This is a genomic window from Bordetella muralis (assembly GCF_965139205.1).
Lineage (GTDB): Bacteria > Pseudomonadota > Gammaproteobacteria > Burkholderiales > Burkholderiaceae_B > Bordetella_A > Bordetella_A muralis.
Genome location: NZ_CBCSIU010000009.1, coordinates 158,621 through 175,088 on the forward strand (window position 1 = coordinate 158,621; position 16,468 = coordinate 175,088).

General features: G+C 60.5%; 13 protein-coding genes. 8 read left to right on the forward strand and 5 right to left on the reverse strand.

Translation table 11 applies throughout. The features are described 5' to 3' along the window. Positions 1 to 12 precede the first annotated feature (12 nt). Genes ACNA0I_RS14975 through ACNA0I_RS14990 form a run of 4 tightly spaced genes read left to right on the forward strand, consistent with a single transcriptional unit; the run spans position 13 to position 4,398 of the window. Positions 13 to 870 (forward strand): branched-chain amino acid ABC transporter permease, encoded by an 858-nt coding sequence (locus ACNA0I_RS14975; protein WP_415806805.1) that lies wholly within the window; start codon positions 13 to 15, stop codon positions 868 to 870. Then, a complete protein-coding gene (locus ACNA0I_RS14980) occupies positions 870 to 2,687 on the forward strand; it encodes a branched-chain amino acid ABC transporter ATP-binding protein/permease (RefSeq protein WP_415806806.1) in 1,818 nt (605 codons plus the stop codon). Before ACNA0I_RS14975 ends, ACNA0I_RS14980 begins: the two co-directional genes overlap by 1 nt. Further along, positions 2,668 to 3,399 carry an ABC transporter ATP-binding protein gene (locus tag ACNA0I_RS14985; protein ID WP_415806807.1) on the forward strand — a complete coding sequence of 244 codons (732 nt, stop codon included), beginning with the start codon at positions 2,668 to 2,670 and terminating at the stop codon, positions 3,397 to 3,399. Before ACNA0I_RS14980 ends, ACNA0I_RS14985 begins: the two co-directional genes overlap by 20 nt. A gap of 6 nt (positions 3,400 to 3,405) precedes the next feature. Next, positions 3,406 to 4,398: an SMP-30/gluconolactonase/LRE family protein gene (locus ACNA0I_RS14990; RefSeq protein WP_415806808.1), complete on the forward strand. Its 993-nt coding sequence runs from the start codon at positions 3,406 to 3,408 to the stop codon at positions 4,396 to 4,398. Here the strand turns inward: ACNA0I_RS14990 and ACNA0I_RS14995 are convergent. The 5 genes from ACNA0I_RS14995 to ACNA0I_RS15015 all read right to left on the reverse strand — a co-directional run bounded on the left by ACNA0I_RS14995 (position 4,363) and on the right by ACNA0I_RS15015 (position 9,829). Further along, positions 4,363 to 4,884: a MarR family winged helix-turn-helix transcriptional regulator gene (locus ACNA0I_RS14995; protein ID WP_415806809.1), complete on the reverse strand. Its 522-nt coding sequence runs from the start codon at positions 4,882 to 4,884 to the stop codon at positions 4,363 to 4,365. The two genes, ACNA0I_RS14990 and ACNA0I_RS14995, sit on opposite strands and share 36 nt — an antisense overlap. Further along, the gene (locus tag ACNA0I_RS15000; protein WP_415806810.1) at positions 4,865 to 7,177 is read right to left on the reverse strand and encodes a xanthine dehydrogenase family protein molybdopterin-binding subunit; all 2,313 of its coding nucleotides are present in this window, start codon (positions 7,175 to 7,177) and stop codon (positions 4,865 to 4,867) included. The genes ACNA0I_RS14995 and ACNA0I_RS15000 overlap by 20 nt, the downstream gene beginning before the upstream one ends. A gap of 9 nt (positions 7,178 to 7,186) precedes the next feature. Further along, on the reverse strand, positions 7,187 to 7,846 hold the full coding sequence (locus ACNA0I_RS15005) for an isochorismatase family protein (RefSeq protein WP_415806811.1): 660 nt from the start codon (positions 7,844 to 7,846) through the stop codon (positions 7,187 to 7,189). Further along, positions 7,843 to 8,928: a M29 family metallopeptidase gene (locus ACNA0I_RS15010; protein WP_415806812.1), complete on the reverse strand. Its 1,086-nt coding sequence runs from the start codon at positions 8,926 to 8,928 to the stop codon at positions 7,843 to 7,845. Before ACNA0I_RS15010 ends, ACNA0I_RS15005 begins: the two co-directional genes overlap by 4 nt. A gap of 61 nt (positions 8,929 to 8,989) precedes the next feature. Then, the gene (locus tag ACNA0I_RS15015) at positions 8,990 to 9,829 is read right to left on the reverse strand and encodes an alpha/beta fold hydrolase (protein WP_415806813.1); all 840 of its coding nucleotides are present in this window, start codon (positions 9,827 to 9,829) and stop codon (positions 8,990 to 8,992) included. Positions 9,830 to 10,153: 324 nt separating this feature from the next. On the opposite strand from ACNA0I_RS15015, the gene ACNA0I_RS15020 reads away from it, so the two are divergent. The 4 genes from ACNA0I_RS15020 to ACNA0I_RS15035 all read left to right on the forward strand — a co-directional run bounded on the left by ACNA0I_RS15020 (position 10,154) and on the right by ACNA0I_RS15035 (position 16,463). Next, complete coding sequence (locus tag ACNA0I_RS15020) at positions 10,154 to 11,314, forward strand: FAD-dependent monooxygenase (protein ID WP_415806814.1); 1,161 nt, start codon at positions 10,154 to 10,156, stop codon at positions 11,312 to 11,314. Between the two features lie 32 nt (positions 11,315 to 11,346). Then, on the forward strand, positions 11,347 to 11,892 hold the full coding sequence (locus ACNA0I_RS15025; protein WP_415806815.1) for a (2Fe-2S)-binding protein: 546 nt from the start codon (positions 11,347 to 11,349) through the stop codon (positions 11,890 to 11,892). After that, the gene (locus ACNA0I_RS15030) at positions 11,889 to 15,062 is read left to right on the forward strand and encodes a c-type cytochrome (RefSeq protein WP_415806816.1); all 3,174 of its coding nucleotides are present in this window, start codon (positions 11,889 to 11,891) and stop codon (positions 15,060 to 15,062) included. Before ACNA0I_RS15025 ends, ACNA0I_RS15030 begins: the two co-directional genes overlap by 4 nt. 84 nt (positions 15,063 to 15,146) lie before the next feature. Then, positions 15,147 to 16,463: an MFS transporter gene (locus ACNA0I_RS15035; protein WP_415806817.1), complete on the forward strand. Its 1,317-nt coding sequence runs from the start codon at positions 15,147 to 15,149 to the stop codon at positions 16,461 to 16,463. Positions 16,464 to 16,468: the final 5 nt, after the last annotated feature.

Consider the following 16,468-nt stretch of genomic DNA (forward strand, 5'->3'; position numbering starts at 1 on the left):
GGGGACGCAGTCATGCTGGCTTCTATTATCAGTTCCGGCCTGGCGGTCGGAGCGGTGTATGCCCTGATCGGCATCACGTACAACACGATGTATTCCACGTCTCGTGTCATGAGCTTTACGGCAGGGCAGCTTGGAATGCTGGGCGGTGTGTTCGGGTCCTTGTTCATGCTGCGCATGGGCATGTCCGGTCCGGTTGCATTCGTATTGACCCTGGGGTTATGCGCGTTGGTTGGCGTGATCACCGAGTTTGTCGCCGTGCGGCCTGTGCTGAAAAGTCTGGACCAACATCTGTATGTATTGTCTACGTTGGCGTTGGCCTTGATGATTCAACAGGTGACGGCGATCGAATGGGGTACCGAGCCTCAGCCTTTTCCCCGCTTGTTGGCCTGGGGGTCGGGACCGTTGGATGAACGGTTCTGGCTGCCCGTCGCGGCCTGCGTGATTGTGGTGCTGGCATTGGAGTATCTATATCGGCGCACATTGATCGGCCTGGCTTTTCTGGCAGTGGCGGAGAACAACTTTGCTGCACGTTCTATCGGATTGCCCGAACGGCGCCTGCGGGTCATCAGCTATGCCCTGGCGGGCGTGATCGGGGGCATCGCCGGGTTTGCCGCGGGTCAGTTGATGTTGGCTTTTTTTGCCAACGGCCCCTTGTTGAATTTCTACGGCTTCGTTCCTGTGGCATTGGGTGGGCTCGGCAATAATCGCGGCGCAGTGCTGGGTGGCCTGGCGCTCGGACTGTTTCAACAGACGGCGAACTTTACCGTGGGCGGCATTTTTGCGTCGATTGCCGTGTTCGTCTTGTTTATCGTGGTGTTGATGGCCGTGCCGCAGGGTATTTTCGGCTCCAACTCTGCACGGAGAGTGTGATGACCGCGCACGCAAAGACCTATCGAGGAACCCCTCAAGCGATGGAGCGTCATCCGATGAACCGGGGGCAGGGCTGGACGCGCATGTTGCCGTTCATCGTATTGCTGGTGCTGGCGATCGCACTGCCGGCATTAGGGAATACGTACTGGACAGTGATCGCGACACGCGCGGCGATCTATTGGATATTGGTGTCCGGGCTGAACCTGATTGTCGGCTATGCGGGCCAATTGGCGATCGGCTACGTGGCGTTGTTGACGGTGGGGGCATACACGGCCAGTGCATTGGTGGCCGGTAACGTGTCCGAACCGTGGGAGCCGTTTACGGCGCTGGCGGCGGCGGGGGCAGTGGGGGGGCTGTTTGGCCTGATTGTCGGCTTGCCGGCGCTGCGGCTGCGCACGTTTTATTTTGCGATGACCACCTTGGGATTCGCCACGATCGTGACGCAGATCGCTTTGGCCTGGGAGTCGGTGACGGGCGGCGGAATTGGCGTGCCGGGGCCCGCCATGCCGGCGCCGTTCGATTCCGATCGGGGCTTGTATTACTTGTGCCTGGGCATTGCCGCGGTGGCGACCCTATTGACGGCCAATATCGCACACAGCCGATTCGGGCGGGGGTTGATTGCTATCCGCGATGCGGAGGTCGCCGCGGAGGCCTACGGTATTTCCAAGGCCAAGTTACTGGCTGCCGTCTTTGTGCTTGCAGGCGTGCTGGCCGGTATCGCGGGAGGACTGTTCAGTTCACTTCAGACATACATTACGCCCGAGGCGTTTACGTTCGAACTGTCGGTACTGTTTTTCATCTCTATCCTGATCGGTGGACGCAGTTCTATCCTGGGTCCGCTGTTGGGCACGCTGATCTTGACCGTTTTGCCGGAGATCGCCGCGCCGTTGGCAGCGTGGTCCAATTTCTTATACGCGCTGTTGTTGTTGGTGATTGTTCTGGCAATTCCCGGTGGAATTGCGTCTTTGCTCGATTTTGGAGGACGCAGCCCCTTGCCGGCAAACCGGCGCATACAACCAGAGCTGGGCGCTGTACGCCAGATTTTGGCGGATGTGCCTCGTGATGGGAAAATCGTATTGAAAAATCTGCATTTATCGTTTGGTGGAGTCAAGGCGATCAACGGTCTGGATCTGCACATCAACGGTGGGCAAGTGCATGGTTTGATCGGCCCGAATGGCAGTGGGAAAACCACGACGCTGAATGTGATCTCGGGGTATTACCGGCCTCAAGAGGGCCTGGTGACGGAGAGCGGCACGGAAGTCCCTTCGGGACAACCCTTGGGCAGAGCCAGGCGCGGATTCGCGCGTACGTTCCAGACGCCGCGCATCGTTGGCGATACCTCAGTCCTGAAGAACGTCATGGCAGGCGGATATACGCGCGCACGCGGTACGTTCCTGGAGGCCTTGTTGCGGGTGGGTAGGCATCGAGAGGACGAGCGTAGATTGCGAGAGATGGCGGAGTCGGCATTAAAAGCGGTGGGGCTGTCTCAGCTGGCTCACGTGCGCGCCGATAGCTTGCAGCATAGCGAACTGAGGTTTCTGGAGCTGGCGCGTGCGTTGATGCTGCAGCCCAGGTATCTGATGCTGGACGAGCCCGCTGCGGGCTTGACGGGAGACGAGATCAAGCGCCTCGGTGACATCATCAAAGAGATCAGCCGCTGCGGAACGGCAGTGTTGCTGGTGGAACACCATGCAGACTTGATCTTTGATATTTGTGATCACGTCACGGTGCTGAATCTCGGGTCGGTGCTGGCCAGCGGCACCCCGCAGGAAATCCGTACGCATAAGGAGGTCGTCAGTGCATACCTCGGAGCCTAATAGTCTGCTGCAGGTGCAGGGCCTGAATGCCGGCTACGGCAAAATTCAAATCCTGCACGACGTCGATATGATCGTGAAACCCGGCGAAATTGTGGCATTGCTGGGCCCTAATGGCGCAGGAAAGAGCACGTTGATGCGGGCGTTGTCGGGCCTATTGCCATGGATGTCCGGCGACGTCGTGTTTGCAGGGAAAAGCCTGCGCGGTGCGACGCCGCGTGATGCGGCGCAGGCGGGCTTGGTGCACGTGATCGAAGGGCACCACGTCTTTACGCAATTGTCGGTACAAGACAATCTGGCCTTGGCGGGATATGACATTTCCCGGACCGAACGCCAGGAACGCATCCGGGATGCCTTGGCATTCTTTCCGGAAATCGAGGCGAAGCGCCATGATCGTGCAGGGGCGTTAAGCGGCGGGCAGCAACAGATGCTGGTGGTGGCTCAGGGATTGGTAAAGCGTCCACGTTTGCTGATTCTGGACGAGCCTTCTGCGGGGCTGTCACCAGTCCTGGTTGACCGTGTGTTTGAGGTCGCGGCGCGTCTGCGAGATGCTGGAACATCCGTGTTGCTGGTCGAGCAATTGGTCGAGAAATCCCTGGTGCTGGCTGACCGCGTTTATGCCATGGCCCACGGGGAAATTGTTTTGCAGGCGGATACCAGCGAAGCTGATCTGCAGACCCGCCTGGAAGATGCATATTTTGGTCAACATGCGTGAGCACCGATGAATTCGACAAAGCCCATTCTGGCACCTGATCCATTCTGGCGCGTCAGCCCTCGTTATCCTGACCCCAGGGTGCAATCCTTGGATCCGCGTTTTGATAAGTATCGGTTGTTTCATGCCGCGGTAGAGATGTTGGCATCCGGTTCACGATGGGCCGAAGGGCCTGTATGGTTCGGCGATGGCCGCTATTTGTTGTATAGCGATATCCCGAATAACCGGATGCTGCGCTATGACGATGCATCGGGTCATGTCACGGTGTTTCGTGAGCCATCGGGTTATGCCAACGGCAATGCGCGTGACTGTCAAGGCCGGCTGATTACTTGCGAACATGGCAATCGCCGCGTGACACGTACCGAATACGACGGCCGTATCACGGTGTTGGCGGATCGCTTTGAAGGAAAGCGATTGAATTCGCCGAACGATGTCGTCGTGAAATCGGATGGGTCGATCTGGTTTACCGATCCGCCGTTCGGATTGAGCAGCGACTACGAGGGCTACAAGGCCGAGCCCGAACTGCCGGAGAGGGTCTACCGTATTGATCCCTCCGGTCGAATCAGCGTTGTGGCCGACGATGTCGCTGGACCAAACGGCCTGTGTTTCAGCCCCGATGAAACGCTGCTGTATATCGTGGCGTCGCGTGCGAGGCCAAACCGTACCATTCGAGTCTATCGCGTGTCGGACACAACGTTGTCAGAGGGGCGTGACCTGATCGATTGCGGGCCCGGCACTGCGGATGGATTGCGTTGCGATGTGGATGGCAATCTGTGGTGCGGGTGGGGGATGGGAGCCGAGGAACTGGATGGCGTGCGCATATTCGCGCCCGATGCCACACCGATCGGACATATTCACTTGCCGGAACGCTGCGCGAATCTCTGCTTTGGCGGTGCGAAAGGAAACCGGCTGTTCATGGCTGCCGGAAAAGGGCTCTATAGCCTGTATGTGAATACGCGTGGCGCATCAAGTGCAGATGTGGTTGACGTCGGGATACCGTGAGCTGCTTTCGGATTCTGTGATTTTGCGCAGCAGATACAGTAAAGCCACGCGTTCCGCTTCATTTAACGGTCCGAACGTTTCTTCGGTGATGGCGTGGGCAAAGGGTTGCATCTCGTTGACGAGTTGTGTGCCTGCCTCGGTCAGGGTGACCATGACTTTGCGCCGATCGGAGGGGTCTGCCTGCAGAGTAATGAGCTCGCGATTCTTGAGCCGATCGACGACGCCGCGTATGGTCGCCTGGTCGATGACGGTGGCCTTGACCAGATTGGCGATGGAAGCCGGGCCGTCGTCATTGAGTGCGCACATGACGACGAACTGAGCGACGGTCAGTTTTGAGTCCGGAATGAATTTTTGAAAAAGCGCGGTGTGGCGTTGGTAGGCGCGGCGCAGCAGGTGCCCGACCTGCGACGAAAACAGGTAGGGGGCCGAATTGTCTTTGTCCGACTGGTCCGGCGATGGTAGTGATTCAGGCGTAGAGGTCGACATGGGCGCTTCGAGTGTTATGCATGACGTGGCGCAGTTTTTCTGGAGTATACGGTGGCGCACATAGACGCAGCCCCGTGGCATCGAATAATGCGTTGGCGACTGCAGGGGCGCCGGGTAGCGACGCCGATTCGCCCACGCCCATGGGAGGCTCGTCCTGGCGCGGCATGAGCAGCACGTCGATCTCCGGGATTTCACCGAATTTAATAATAGGATAGGCGCCCCATTCTCGGCTGGTGACTCCCTGCGGGCCAAACGAGACTTGCTCCAGCAGTGCGCGGCTCAGCGCCTGGATAACGTTGCCGTGGACCTGATGCCGAACGCCGTCGGGATTGATCATCATGCCGGCGTCGTGGCCGACCGTGACGCGGTCCACGCGAACGCGCCCGCTCAGCGGGTCTACGCTGAGATCCACCACCCATGCCGCCCATGCTGCCCCAAAACCCGGAAACTTGCTGTGGATATAGCGCGCGTAGGCCAGGCCTCTGCCGTGCAATAAACCATCGTCTGCGGGGATGCCGCGGCTGCCTGCCCTGAAGGGCTGCCAGCGGGCACGTTCGGCCGTGGCCGTCAATAGGTCGCGGGCACGCACATCGTCCAGATGGCGCAGGCGATAGTCGAGGGGATCTGCGCCCGCCCGATGCGCGAGCTCGTCAATCATGCATTCGTGCGCGTACGCATTCGGCAGGGCCGAAACGCCACGCAGCCACGAGGCACGCATCAGCGGCGGCATGTCATGGCAGACGATCTGCACGTGGGGATATTGATAGGGCGGCATCGCCGTGCGGTCGCCCATCTGCAGGGTGCGGGGTTGATTGGAAATGCTGCCCGTTAACAGCAGAGCCAGCAACGGGGCGTCGTTGGACGGGTAACGTACGCCGAAGTCATAGGCCAGCAAGTTGCCCATGGGATCGATCGCGGCCTGCACGTCGACGAGTTGCGCCGTGCCTTTTGGCTCCCACTGGTGTTCCTGTTCACGCGTGAGTTGCACGCGTACCGCTGTGCCGGTTGCCATCGCCAACAGGGCGGCATCGCCACAGACGTCGTCGGCGCAGTTTCTGCCATAGCACCCTGCGGCTTCAAGGCGCACGATTTCGATATTGCCCTCGCCCAGTTTCAACAGGCGGTCGAGATCGGTGCGCAGCATGTGCGGGTTTTGGGTGCCGGACCAGATCGTGAGACGGTCAGCGGTGTAATCTGCGACGGCGCAGGACGGACCGATCGATCCATGCATCTGATAGGGCCAGACGTAGCTGCGCCGGACCACGCGACTCGGGCTGGCCTGTGCTGCCTCGGCCAGCTCCTCGTTGGCATGTCCCTGATGGTGCAAGGCGCGCACCTCGGACGGGTGGGCGCGCAACGCCGCGTCCAGATCGCTCAGCTCGGGAGCCGGCGGGATGTCGCGCCATTGAACCTTCAGGGCGCGCATGGCGGCGATGGCTTGTTCTTCGCGATCAGCCACCACGCCGACGAAATCCCCTTTTACGACGACCTGCACGTTGCCGGGCAGATGCGCCACGGATGCGATATCGGCCGATATGAGGCTGGCGCCGACAAAGTCGCCGCCGTCACGTCCTGGATAGGGCGGGCGGATGACGCGGCCGTGCCGCATGCCCGGTATGCGTATGTCATGGACGAAGGTCAGCGCACCGGTTGCCTTGGCGGGAATATCGACACGCGCGCGGCCTTGCCCCACCTCTTGATACTCGGATGCCGGCTTGAGTTCGACGTCTTCGGATAGTATGAGCCGTTCTCGCCTGCCACGAATCAATTCGCCGTAGTGCGCCTGGCGAGTATCCTTTTCGTCCTTGAATACGACCATGCCTTGGCGGACTTGCAACGCCTGAGCGGAAACGTGCCAGCGCTGCGCTGCGAGGTTCAGCAGATGCGCGCGAGCCTGGGCGGCGGCACGCCGCAGCGGAACGGCCGAGATCTGAATGGTGGCGCTGGCAATGGTAGGACCCTGATTGGGCGAAGCCTCGGTATGGCCCAGCACCATGTCGAGTTGTTCGAATGGAATATCGAGCTCGTCGGCGACGATTTGTGCCAGCGCGGTGCGTATGCCTGTGCCCAGATCGACGTGCCCGTTAAAGGCCAGGGCGCGCCAGCCCTGCGCCGTATCGGGAGCGTCCACGACGGCGACGAAGATCTCGGGCGTGGCGGGTACGTAATCCGACGGCGCGCCGGGTTGGCCAGGCGCCGGTTTTGGGGGCGCGACCGGGTTACGCACAATCAGCAGCGTGCCGTACTGATCGAGCAATCCGTCGTGCAGTCGCTTGGGCTGGAGCAGGCTCATGGAATCAGCTTAGCGTGACAGTGCCTCAATGTCGACGAGGGCTTGGTCCAGCGGCATGACTGCCGCGTATTTCTGTGCCATGTCGAACAGGTTTGCATCATGCGGGCCCAGTGCACGGTCACCGACGCAATCGGATACCACCAGAGGGCGAAAGCCCGCCTGCATGGCATCGACGACGCTCGCGCGCACGCAGCCGCTGGTGACGCATCCTGCGACGAGCAATGTCTGCACGCCGCGTTGCGCAAGCCATGGCGCCAGCATCGTGCCATAGAACGCTGAAGGCGTGCTTTTGCGTACGACGTATTCTCCCGGAGCGGGTGCGAGCGCAGGTACGATGGCGCTGGCGGGGCTGTCCTCTTTGAGGGTCAGCATGCCCGGGACCTTCAGGCAAAAGATATTCTGGTCGGCGTCGTCATCGGCAAAGACAATGCGGCTGTGCGCGACGGGCCATCCTTGAGCGCGTGCGTGAGCGAGCAAATGGGTAGTCTGGTCGATCGCTTGCGGGATGTTGCCGCCGCCAAAGACCGCGGGATCGGCGAATCCATTGACGAAGTCCACGATCAGCAGGCCGAAGGGGGCTTTGAGCGGCAAGGGTGTGCCAAAGCCCTGCCGCGCGTAGGCCGAGACATCGCCTTGCACGCCGCCAGTGGGAATGGTTTGTGTGTTCATCGCACGATGCCCTTTAATTGATTGCGCCGTTCAGCGCGTGCCAGCCCTTCCTGGTCCTGGACGATGCCGTCGATGACGGTCGGTTTGCCGTCGAGTTTGACCGTGCAGCGGCGCATGGGGATGTCGATGTGGCAGGCAGTGGTGCGCTGGCCGCCGGCTTCGTTGTTGGGGCCCATGGACCAGAGAAAATTGCCCTCGAACGCGCGCGCGTCCATCCCGATGTGCGATTCCTTGTCGTAGTGGGCCAGCATCGACCAATGCGCGCGAGGTTGAAGACCCCAGCCGACATGCGATACGGCATAGGCCTCGGGGTCTTCGTAGGAAGCCATGTATTCGCGCAGGATCTCTGCCTGTAATCCGCCTTCGATGGCATGCACATAGCCATTTTCGATGGTGAGTTTGATGGGGTCGTGCACGTATTCTTTGAGTGGCAGCAGAATGTCGCCGCGATCCAGCACGACAATGCCCCGGCTTTGGCCTTCGTTGGGCCAGGTCAGTACAAAGCCGCTTGGCCAATGGTCCCAGCGACCGGGCTGGTCGACGAAGCCGTACTCGCAAATGACCGGGAACTCTCCCAGCTGGCACCGCAGGTCGGTGCCGGCTTGTGAGGTGATATGCATCTCCTTTGCCGCCTGGATGCGTTCAGAGGCGTTGACGACGCGCGTGCGGTCATCTGCGGTAGGCACGAGGCGGCACAGGATTTCGGGCGGCTCGACGGCCAGCAGGATTTTTGTGCCGCCGCTCAGGATCTCGTGTTGTTCGGGCGAAAACAGCAGCGTCATGAGATCCAGCACGAGATCGCTGGCCTTGAGCGCGGCAATCGCAGCGGGATTGCCCGTGAGCGGTGTCGTACCCAGATAGGCCAGCGAGTCGCGCGACAACGATTTTTCGGCGTTGACGGGCGGCAGGTCCAGGCGGTTGACTCTGGCGCCCATATCGCTGGCCGCGGCGATGGCACAGCGCAGGGTTTGCGGGTGCGTGTCGGCGCCGGTCAGGACAGTGACTGTCTGGCCGGGCTCGAGCCTGGAGAGGTTGAGGACCTGTTTCCAGGCTTGGATCAAATCGATATCGCTCACGGACATGGCGAACTCCGGTGTGATACGAGGTGGACGGAAATGAGGTTGAGGTGGGGAATACCCGCGATCAATCCAGTGTTTGTCCCAGGAAATCGCCAAAGGCGGCATAGAAGCCGGCTTCGTTATCCCAGGGGATCATGTGCCCTGCGCCGGGAACGCGTACGTGTTGTGTCTGGGGCGCCAGCGTCTGCCACTCGGCGACATCATCGTCGTTGACGACGTCTCCGCGTTCGGCGGTGATCAGCAGCAACGGTGTCTGGATATGGGGCAGGTCCGCGTGAATATCATCGCGGCCGAAATCTTCGAAACTCTGCACGATGGCGGGCTCGTAGCAGGTATGCAGCCACTGCGCGCGCAGGCGTAATTGCTGCTCGGTCCACGTGGGGCAGAAGGCGCGCATCGCGTCGGCATCCATGCCTAGTGTGGCCTGGCGTATGGAGTCCACATACCAAGGCAGTTTGGCAGGGTAGGGACGGCGTCCCGGTCCGGACACGGGAGGGTCGACTGCGACCAGTTGCGTGAGTCCGGCAGGTTGAGTCCGCGCTGCGCGTACGGCGATACGTCCGCCCATGGAGTGGCCCACCAGTGCGTAGCGTTGCAGATCGAGTGCCTGGGCAAAGGCCAGCACGTCGGCGGCCTGGGCATCCAGACCATAGTCCAGATCAGGACCCGATGCCGACAACCCCCGGCCGCGCACGTCGAGCACATAGGTGTCGAAATGCCGGCCAAGCCGTTCGGCGACAAAACCCCAGGTCACCGCAGGGCTGGTGATGCCGGGAATGAGCACGATGGCGGGGCGTTGCGCAGGGACAGTGTCTGCGCGGTAACGCAGATAGTGCTGACGGATTCCATTCGCATTGACATGCGCGCCGTAGAGATAGGTCGATGATGGGGAGGACGCTGGCACTTTGGTCTCCAGAGAGTGGAAAGTCGGCACGGCTCGGGCCCGATTCTGAATCCCGCTCAAGGCGTTGCTCGACGAAAATACAGTGTAGACGCTCAATATATAGAAATAAAACTGATGCCGCAATGTTCTAGACGATATGTTTGGATTTAAAAAAATCTAGGGAAAATACCTAGATATATTCGTCATTGTTTTCTTGTCAGCAAAATTTCTTGCCGGTAAATTTTAAAAAAAGAAGTGTGTACGCTTTAATTTTTGATATTCAAACCGGCCTCCCAACATCGGGGTCGTCGGCGCGAGCTTTTGATTCCCAGGAGAGCTTTTCATATGTCCGCACAACCTCGAATCGCTGTGATTGGCGCAGGTCTGGGAGGGGCTGCCGCCGCTTCGCTGCTTGCCAAGGAAGGATTCAACGTTCACGTCTACGAGCAGTCGCCCGCTTTTTCGCGGCAAGGGGCGGGCATTCACGTCGGTCCGAACGTCATGAAAATCTTGCGCCGCATCGGTATTGAGGACGCGCTCAACGAGCAAGGCTCCCATCCCGAGTACTGGTATAGCCGCCACTGGCAGACGGGCGATGTGCTCGCGCAGATCCCTCTGGGCGACTACGCCGTCAAGGAATACGGAGCGAGTTATTTGACGGTGCATCGAGGGGACTTTCACGCATTGCTGATTGATGCCTTGCCCGATAACATGCTGAGCTTTGGCAAGCACCTGATCAAGGTTGAAGATACGGGCGATGTCGTGCGCCTGCACTTCGCCGATGGTTCCATCGAGGAAGCTGATCTGGTGATCGGCGCTGACGGCGTGAACTCGCGGATTCGCGAGGAATTACTGGGACCTGAACCCCCGAAATATGCAGGCTATCTGGCGCATCGTGCGGTGTTTCCGACGCCGGTGGCCACGGCCGGTATGTTGCCCTTTGATCCCTGCGTGAAATGGTGGAGCGATGATCGGCATATGATGACCTACTTCGTCACGGGCAAGCAGGACGAGCTTTACTACGTGACGGGTGTGCCGGTCGAACACTGGGATCTCAATGACCGTTGGTTGCCGAGCAGCAAACAGGAAATGCGCGAGGCGTTCGAGGGATGGCACCCGACCGTGCAGGCGTTGATCGACGCGACGGTCGAAGTCACCAAATGGTCGTTGTTGGAACGCGATCCGCTGCCGCTCTGGAGCCGGGGCCGTTTGGTGTTGTTGGGAGACGCGTGTCATCCGATGAAGCCGCACATGGCGCAAGGCGCGGCCATGGCTATCGAGGATGCGGCGATGTTGGCGCGTTGTTTCAAGGAAGTGGGTGTGCACGATTACCAATTGGCTTTCGATCTGTATGAAGCGAATCGTGCTGAACGTGCGAGCAAGGTTCAGCGTATATCGCACGACAATACATGGCTGCGTACAAATGAGGACCCCTCGTGGTGTTTCGGTTATGACGTATTCAATGTGCCGCTCGTCGATCCGCAACCCAAGGCGGCGATGAAATGAGGCACTTTCGATTTGGGCTCTGAGCGATGACCATGGCATACAGCAGCGTTTCCGGCGCGCCGTTCTCTGCGGGTTCTCCTGTTTTTCGCTTGCTCGTCAACGGACGAGAGCAAGCGGTGCAGGCCGATCCGGCGACGCCGCTGTTGCTGGTCTTGCGCAACGATCTCGAATTGAATGGACCGAAGTACGGTTGCGGGCTGGGCGAGTGCGGTGCGTGCACCGTGCTGATTGATGGGGTGGCCGCGCGCTCTTGCGTGATTCCTGTTCGCGGCGTGGGCGAGCGAGAGGTCACGACCCTGGAGGGCTTGGGTGATCAGCAATGCCCGGGGCCGACCCAGCAGGCGTTTATCGCGTGTCAGGCAGCGCAGTGCGGCTACTGCTTGAATGGCATGATCATGACTGTTGAGGCGTTGCTGCGGCGTTGTCCTGATCCGACCGACGCGATGCTGCGGGAAGAGTTGCGCCACAATTTATGCCGCTGCGGCACGCATATTGAAATCCTGCAGGCGGCCCGCCAAGCCGCCGTGCTGCGTGCCGCCGCGGTCACGCCGCCGAGCTCAGAGGACGGGGCCCCATGAGCGGCGCCGAGTTGCCCGAGGTCGTGATTTCTGCCCGGCGCGCAGAGCTATCCAGCGTTGCGGGCGGATTGCTGCATGGCGCGCTGCTGCGTCCACCGCGAGTGTTGTGGGATGGCAGGCGTTATCGCGGCGCGAGCGTGGCGGACATCGATACGTCAAGCGCTCAGGTCTCGCCGGGTGTGGTTCGGATCGTGCGTCTGGCAGATTTTGTCGGCGTCGTGGCGATATCAGCGATGCTGGCGCGCCAGGCTCTGGATGGGCTTGACGTAAAGTGGCAATTCCCTGCTGCCTCGATGCGAGAGACGGAATCGCCGTCGCAGATAGCATCTGCTACGACAGCGTCTACGTCTGAGGGCCTGTCTTATGTGTGGAGCGCCGCCGAACATCCTGCAACGGATGGCCAGGGCGCGACGGTGTGGTGTACCGATAGCCACGCTACCGCCTGGCTGCCTTGTGCGGCAGCCTATCAACGATACGTGCAAGAAGAGCTGAGCCATTTGCTGGCCATGCCTGTTGACCGGATCACACTTGTCGATACGGCGCCGAACGGTGGGAATGAAATTCATATCCTCGACGTATTGGATGCGGCGGCAGATGCCGCGCTGCTGTCCCATGCCGTGGGCCGGCCGGTGCGTGTTCCCGTGCAGCGGGCGTCAACGCCGGGCGAGATGGTGTTGAGTCAAGCACCGGCATTCGTGCCTGCGGCTGCCGCGCCGTCGACTGCACATACTCCCGCCTCTGCTGCGGCGGTCGGCACAGGAGGCTCAGAGTCCGATGAGGGACCGGGTTCGCTTGCCGGCGATTGGAGCGCCACGCCGCGCTGGGTGTCGAACCGCCCCTGGGGCGCTCGGCCCAGTTTGGCGCGATTGCTCAGTCAGCCGGCACAGGCTGCGTCCGTGGCGACGCCTCGGCTGCAAGATGCGGGAGAGATCGTACGGACAACCGTTGATGTTGCGGCACCGTTGATCCATGCATCGCCTGCGGAGTTCGAGGCGATGCAGGTGTTTGCGCACGAGAGCCTGCTGGACGAAGAAGCAGCGCGATTGGGCGTGGATCCGATGGCGTATCGTTTGTCGTTGTTGCCAAACGGGCCGGGTCAGGCGTTGACGCGGCGCATGCGCGAACAAGTGAACGGTTCGGCGCTGGCTGCGAACATGGCAGTGCCGGGGGACGAGGAGACGGGATTCGCGGCATTGGGTTCCGCACGGCAAGTTTCGGCACAGCAAGCTTCAGCGCAGCAGACTTCGGCACCACAAGCTTTGGCCGAACGCGAAACCGCTGATCGGTCTCCTTTACGTGGGCGCGGCTATGCGACCGCTCACGTCCGGGATCAGCAGCCTGATGGCACAGCCGTGGAAACATGGAGTGCCTGGTTGGTCGAGGTTGAGGTAGCGCCGGATACGGGGAACGTGGATGTGACGCGACTGATGGTCGGGCGTGACAGTCAGTCTCTGCAGCCGGCCCAGGGCGCTGCCATTCATGAACAGGATCCCCGGCTGCTGGACGCTGCCCGTCGGCTGCTCACCGCGCCGCCGCAGTTTGATGATTGGGGCGCAAGCGGTTCGGGTAACGCTGCTTCTGTGCCGGCTGATCAGTCGGTGTCTCATGAGGTGGCGCCGGCGGATGCGCAGGAGTTGGCGCCTGCACAGCCGGTCGATCACGGTCAACTGGCGTTGGATGGGGTGATGACCCTGCCTGCCGCCGCGGCGATCGGAAATGCGATTTTTGATGCGACTGGTGTACGACTGCGGCAGGTGCCATTCAATGTGAAGCAACTGCGCGATGCGTTGGCTGCTCCAGCACCCTCGTTGTCGCCCACGCGCGGTTGGCTGCGGCGAAGTGGCCTATGGTTGGCCGCCGGTGCGGGCGCATTGGCAGGGGTGGTGACCATGGCTTGGCCGCTCAAGCCAGCGCTCGCGCCTACGGCGGGCCCTGATGTTTCGCTCTACTCTGCAGCAGCGATTGAACGAGGCCGTTTGGTCGCGGCAGCGGGAGATTGCGTGGTGTGCCATACCGTGCCAGGCGGTCAGGCGAATGCGGGCGGTCTGGGTCTGGATACGCCCTTTGGCACGATCTACACCACCAACATTACGCCGGACAACGAGACTGGGATAGGTCAGTGGTCGTATCGCGCTTTCGAACGTGCCATGCGCGACGGCGTGCATCGAGATGGACGCCAGCTCTATCCGGCCTTTCCCTATACCGCGTTTGCCAAAATGACAGATGCGGATATGCAGGCCCTGTATGCGTACCTGATGGTGCAGCCGCCTGTGCGCAACGAGCCGCCCAAGACCGCATTGCCTTTCCCCTATAACTGGCGGCCGATGATGGCAGGCTGGAATCTGTTGTTCCACGATACGGGCGTTTATGAGCCCGATCCGGCACAATCTCTGGACTGGAACCGTGGCGCCTATCTCGTGCAGGGCGCTGGCCACTGCGCCGCCTGCCATTCGCCGCGCAATACGTTGGGAGCCGAAAAAACAGGCGCCGGCAATTACTTGGCAGGGGGCGAGGCCGAGGGGTGGGAAGCGCCGCCGCTGGATCGCTTGGCAAGTGGCAAAGTGCCATGGACCCCCGATGCGTTGTTTCAATATCTGCGCACAGGATATTCACCGAGCCATGGTGTGGCGGCGGGGCCCATGGCGCCTGTCATCCAGGGGCTGAGCGAATTGCCCGAGAGCGATGTGCGCGCCATCGCCACGTATCTGCTCAACTTGCCTGGCACTGCCGCATCTGAGCCCGAACTGCCTGCCGCAGCGGCACCTGCGCCGTTGGCGCCGACGTCCGTCACTGCACAAATGCCTGTCGTACAGCCGTCCACGCAGCGCCTGTTCGAGGGCCATGCCCGGGGCGAGCGTATTTATCAGAATGCCTGTGCGGTGTGTCACGAGGCCGCGGCAGGGCCCACATTGTTTGGCGTCAAGCCCTTGTTGGCGGTGAATACGAATCTGCACGCCGCGACGCCCGATAATCTCGTGCAAGTCATTTTGCATGGCATTCAGACGCCGGCCAACGATGATCTCGGCTATATGCCAGGATTCAAAGACAGTTTGAATGATGAGCAAGTGCGGGATCTGTTGAATTACTTGCGGGTTCGATTTGCGCCGCAAGAGCCTGAATGGGCCGACAGCTTGGCAGTGATCGGCCAGATACGAAATCAATCCCGTTGATTCGAGGATGTTTTGAATACGCAGGACTGATTTTTAATTGCGCGACAGCGCATAAAAGCAACGGCAAACCTCGTAGGAGTAGCCATGGCAGCATCAAAAATAACGATTGAACAAGGGTTGAATACGGCAGGCGTAGGAAAATTCCAGTATCGGCTGTTTGTGATATTCGGGCTGGTCTGGATGGCCGACGCGATGCAAGTGCTGTCGATCGGTTTCAGCGCGCCGTCGATAGCAAAGACCTTTGGCCTGACGATTCCGCAGGCCCTGCAGACGGGTACTTTGTTTTTTGTAGGTATGTTGATCGGCGCTTTTGCGTTCGGCCGGTTGGCCGATCGCATTGGCCGGCGGCCAGTGTTGATGCTGGCCGTGGTCATCGATGCCTGCGCCGGGGTGGCATCGGCCTTTGCGCCGGATTTCCAATGGCTGTTGATTCTGCGCTTTCTGACCGGTATTGGCGTAGGCGGCACCTTGCCCGTCGATTACACAATGATGGCGGAGTTTCTGCCTGCCCAGCGCCGTGGCCGTTGGCTGGTGTGGCTCGAGTCGTTTTGGGCTTTGGGGACGGTTTTTCTCGCCATTTTGGCGTGGGTGGCCAGTGCGTATGGCGATGAAGCATGGCGCATTATTTTCTTTGTCACCGGCATACCTGCGATCGTCGGGGTGATCCTGCGTTGGTATGTTCCCGAGTCGCCTCTTTATTTGAACAAGACGGGTAAATCGGAAGAGGCTCGGCAAGTGTTGGAGCGCGTTGCCAAGACCAACGGCAACAACGTGCAAATCGGCGAGCTCGAGCCACAAACGATGGAGCGCAAATCCGTGTTCGCGTTGTTCGGCGCCGGCCTGGCGCGGCGCAGCGTGTCGCTGTTGTTGGCATGGCTGCTGGTTTCCGTCGCGTACTACGGCGTATTTGTGTATCTGCCGATCAAGCTGTCTGCCGAAGGCATGGGCTTTATGCGCGGACAGGCGTTCTTGATCGTCCTGGCGTTGGCGCAAGTACCCGGATACGCCTTGTCGGCATATGCGGTTGAGCGTTATGGACGCAAACCCACGCTGATCGGCTTCCTGCTGTTCAGTGCGGCAGGGTGCCTGCTGTACAGCCTGGGGAGCTCGGTCGCGTTGATGGTGACCTCAACATTGTTGATGAGCTTTGCATTGCTGGGTACCTGGGGCGCGCTGTATGCCTTTACGCCTGAGGTCTACCCCACGAGCTTACGCGCTTCCGGCATGGGGGCGGCAGGTGCCGTGGCCCGGCTCGGCGGGCTGTTCGCCCCGGCCCTGATTGCACCGATCATGGCGACGCAATTCACCTTGTCGTTGTTTGTTTTGTCGGGATTGCTGGTGGCAGGCGCCGTCGCGATCAAGTGGGTCGACGTCGAGTCCAAGGACAGGGCGTTGGATTAACTCAG

Coding starts and splice junctions, on each gene's coding strand:
- ACNA0I_RS15035 (WP_415806817.1), top strand. CDS start 15,147: ATGGCAGCATCAAAAATAACGATTGAACAAGGGTTGAATACGGCAGGC.
- ACNA0I_RS15010 (WP_415806812.1), bottom strand. CDS start 8,928: ATGTCCGTGAGCGATATCGATTTGATCCAAGCCTGGAAACAGGTCCTC.
- ACNA0I_RS15030 (WP_415806816.1), top strand. CDS start 11,889: ATGAGCGGCGCCGAGTTGCCCGAGGTCGTGATTTCTGCCCGGCGCGCA.
- ACNA0I_RS14995 (WP_415806809.1), bottom strand. CDS start 4,884: ATGTCGACCTCTACGCCTGAATCACTACCATCGCCGGACCAGTCGGAC.
- ACNA0I_RS14990 (WP_415806808.1), top strand. CDS start 3,406: ATGAATTCGACAAAGCCCATTCTGGCACCTGATCCATTCTGGCGCGTC.
- ACNA0I_RS15005 (WP_415806811.1), bottom strand. CDS start 7,846: ATGAACACACAAACCATTCCCACTGGCGGCGTGCAAGGCGATGTCTCG.
- ACNA0I_RS14975 (WP_415806805.1), top strand. CDS start 13: ATGCTGGCTTCTATTATCAGTTCCGGCCTGGCGGTCGGAGCGGTGTAT.
- ACNA0I_RS15020 (WP_415806814.1), top strand. CDS start 10,154: ATGTCCGCACAACCTCGAATCGCTGTGATTGGCGCAGGTCTGGGAGGG.
- ACNA0I_RS15000 (WP_415806810.1), bottom strand. CDS start 7,177: ATGAGCCTGCTCCAGCCCAAGCGACTGCACGACGGATTGCTCGATCAG.
- ACNA0I_RS14980 (WP_415806806.1), top strand. CDS start 870: ATGACCGCGCACGCAAAGACCTATCGAGGAACCCCTCAAGCGATGGAG.
- ACNA0I_RS15025 (WP_415806815.1), top strand. CDS start 11,347: ATGGCATACAGCAGCGTTTCCGGCGCGCCGTTCTCTGCGGGTTCTCCT.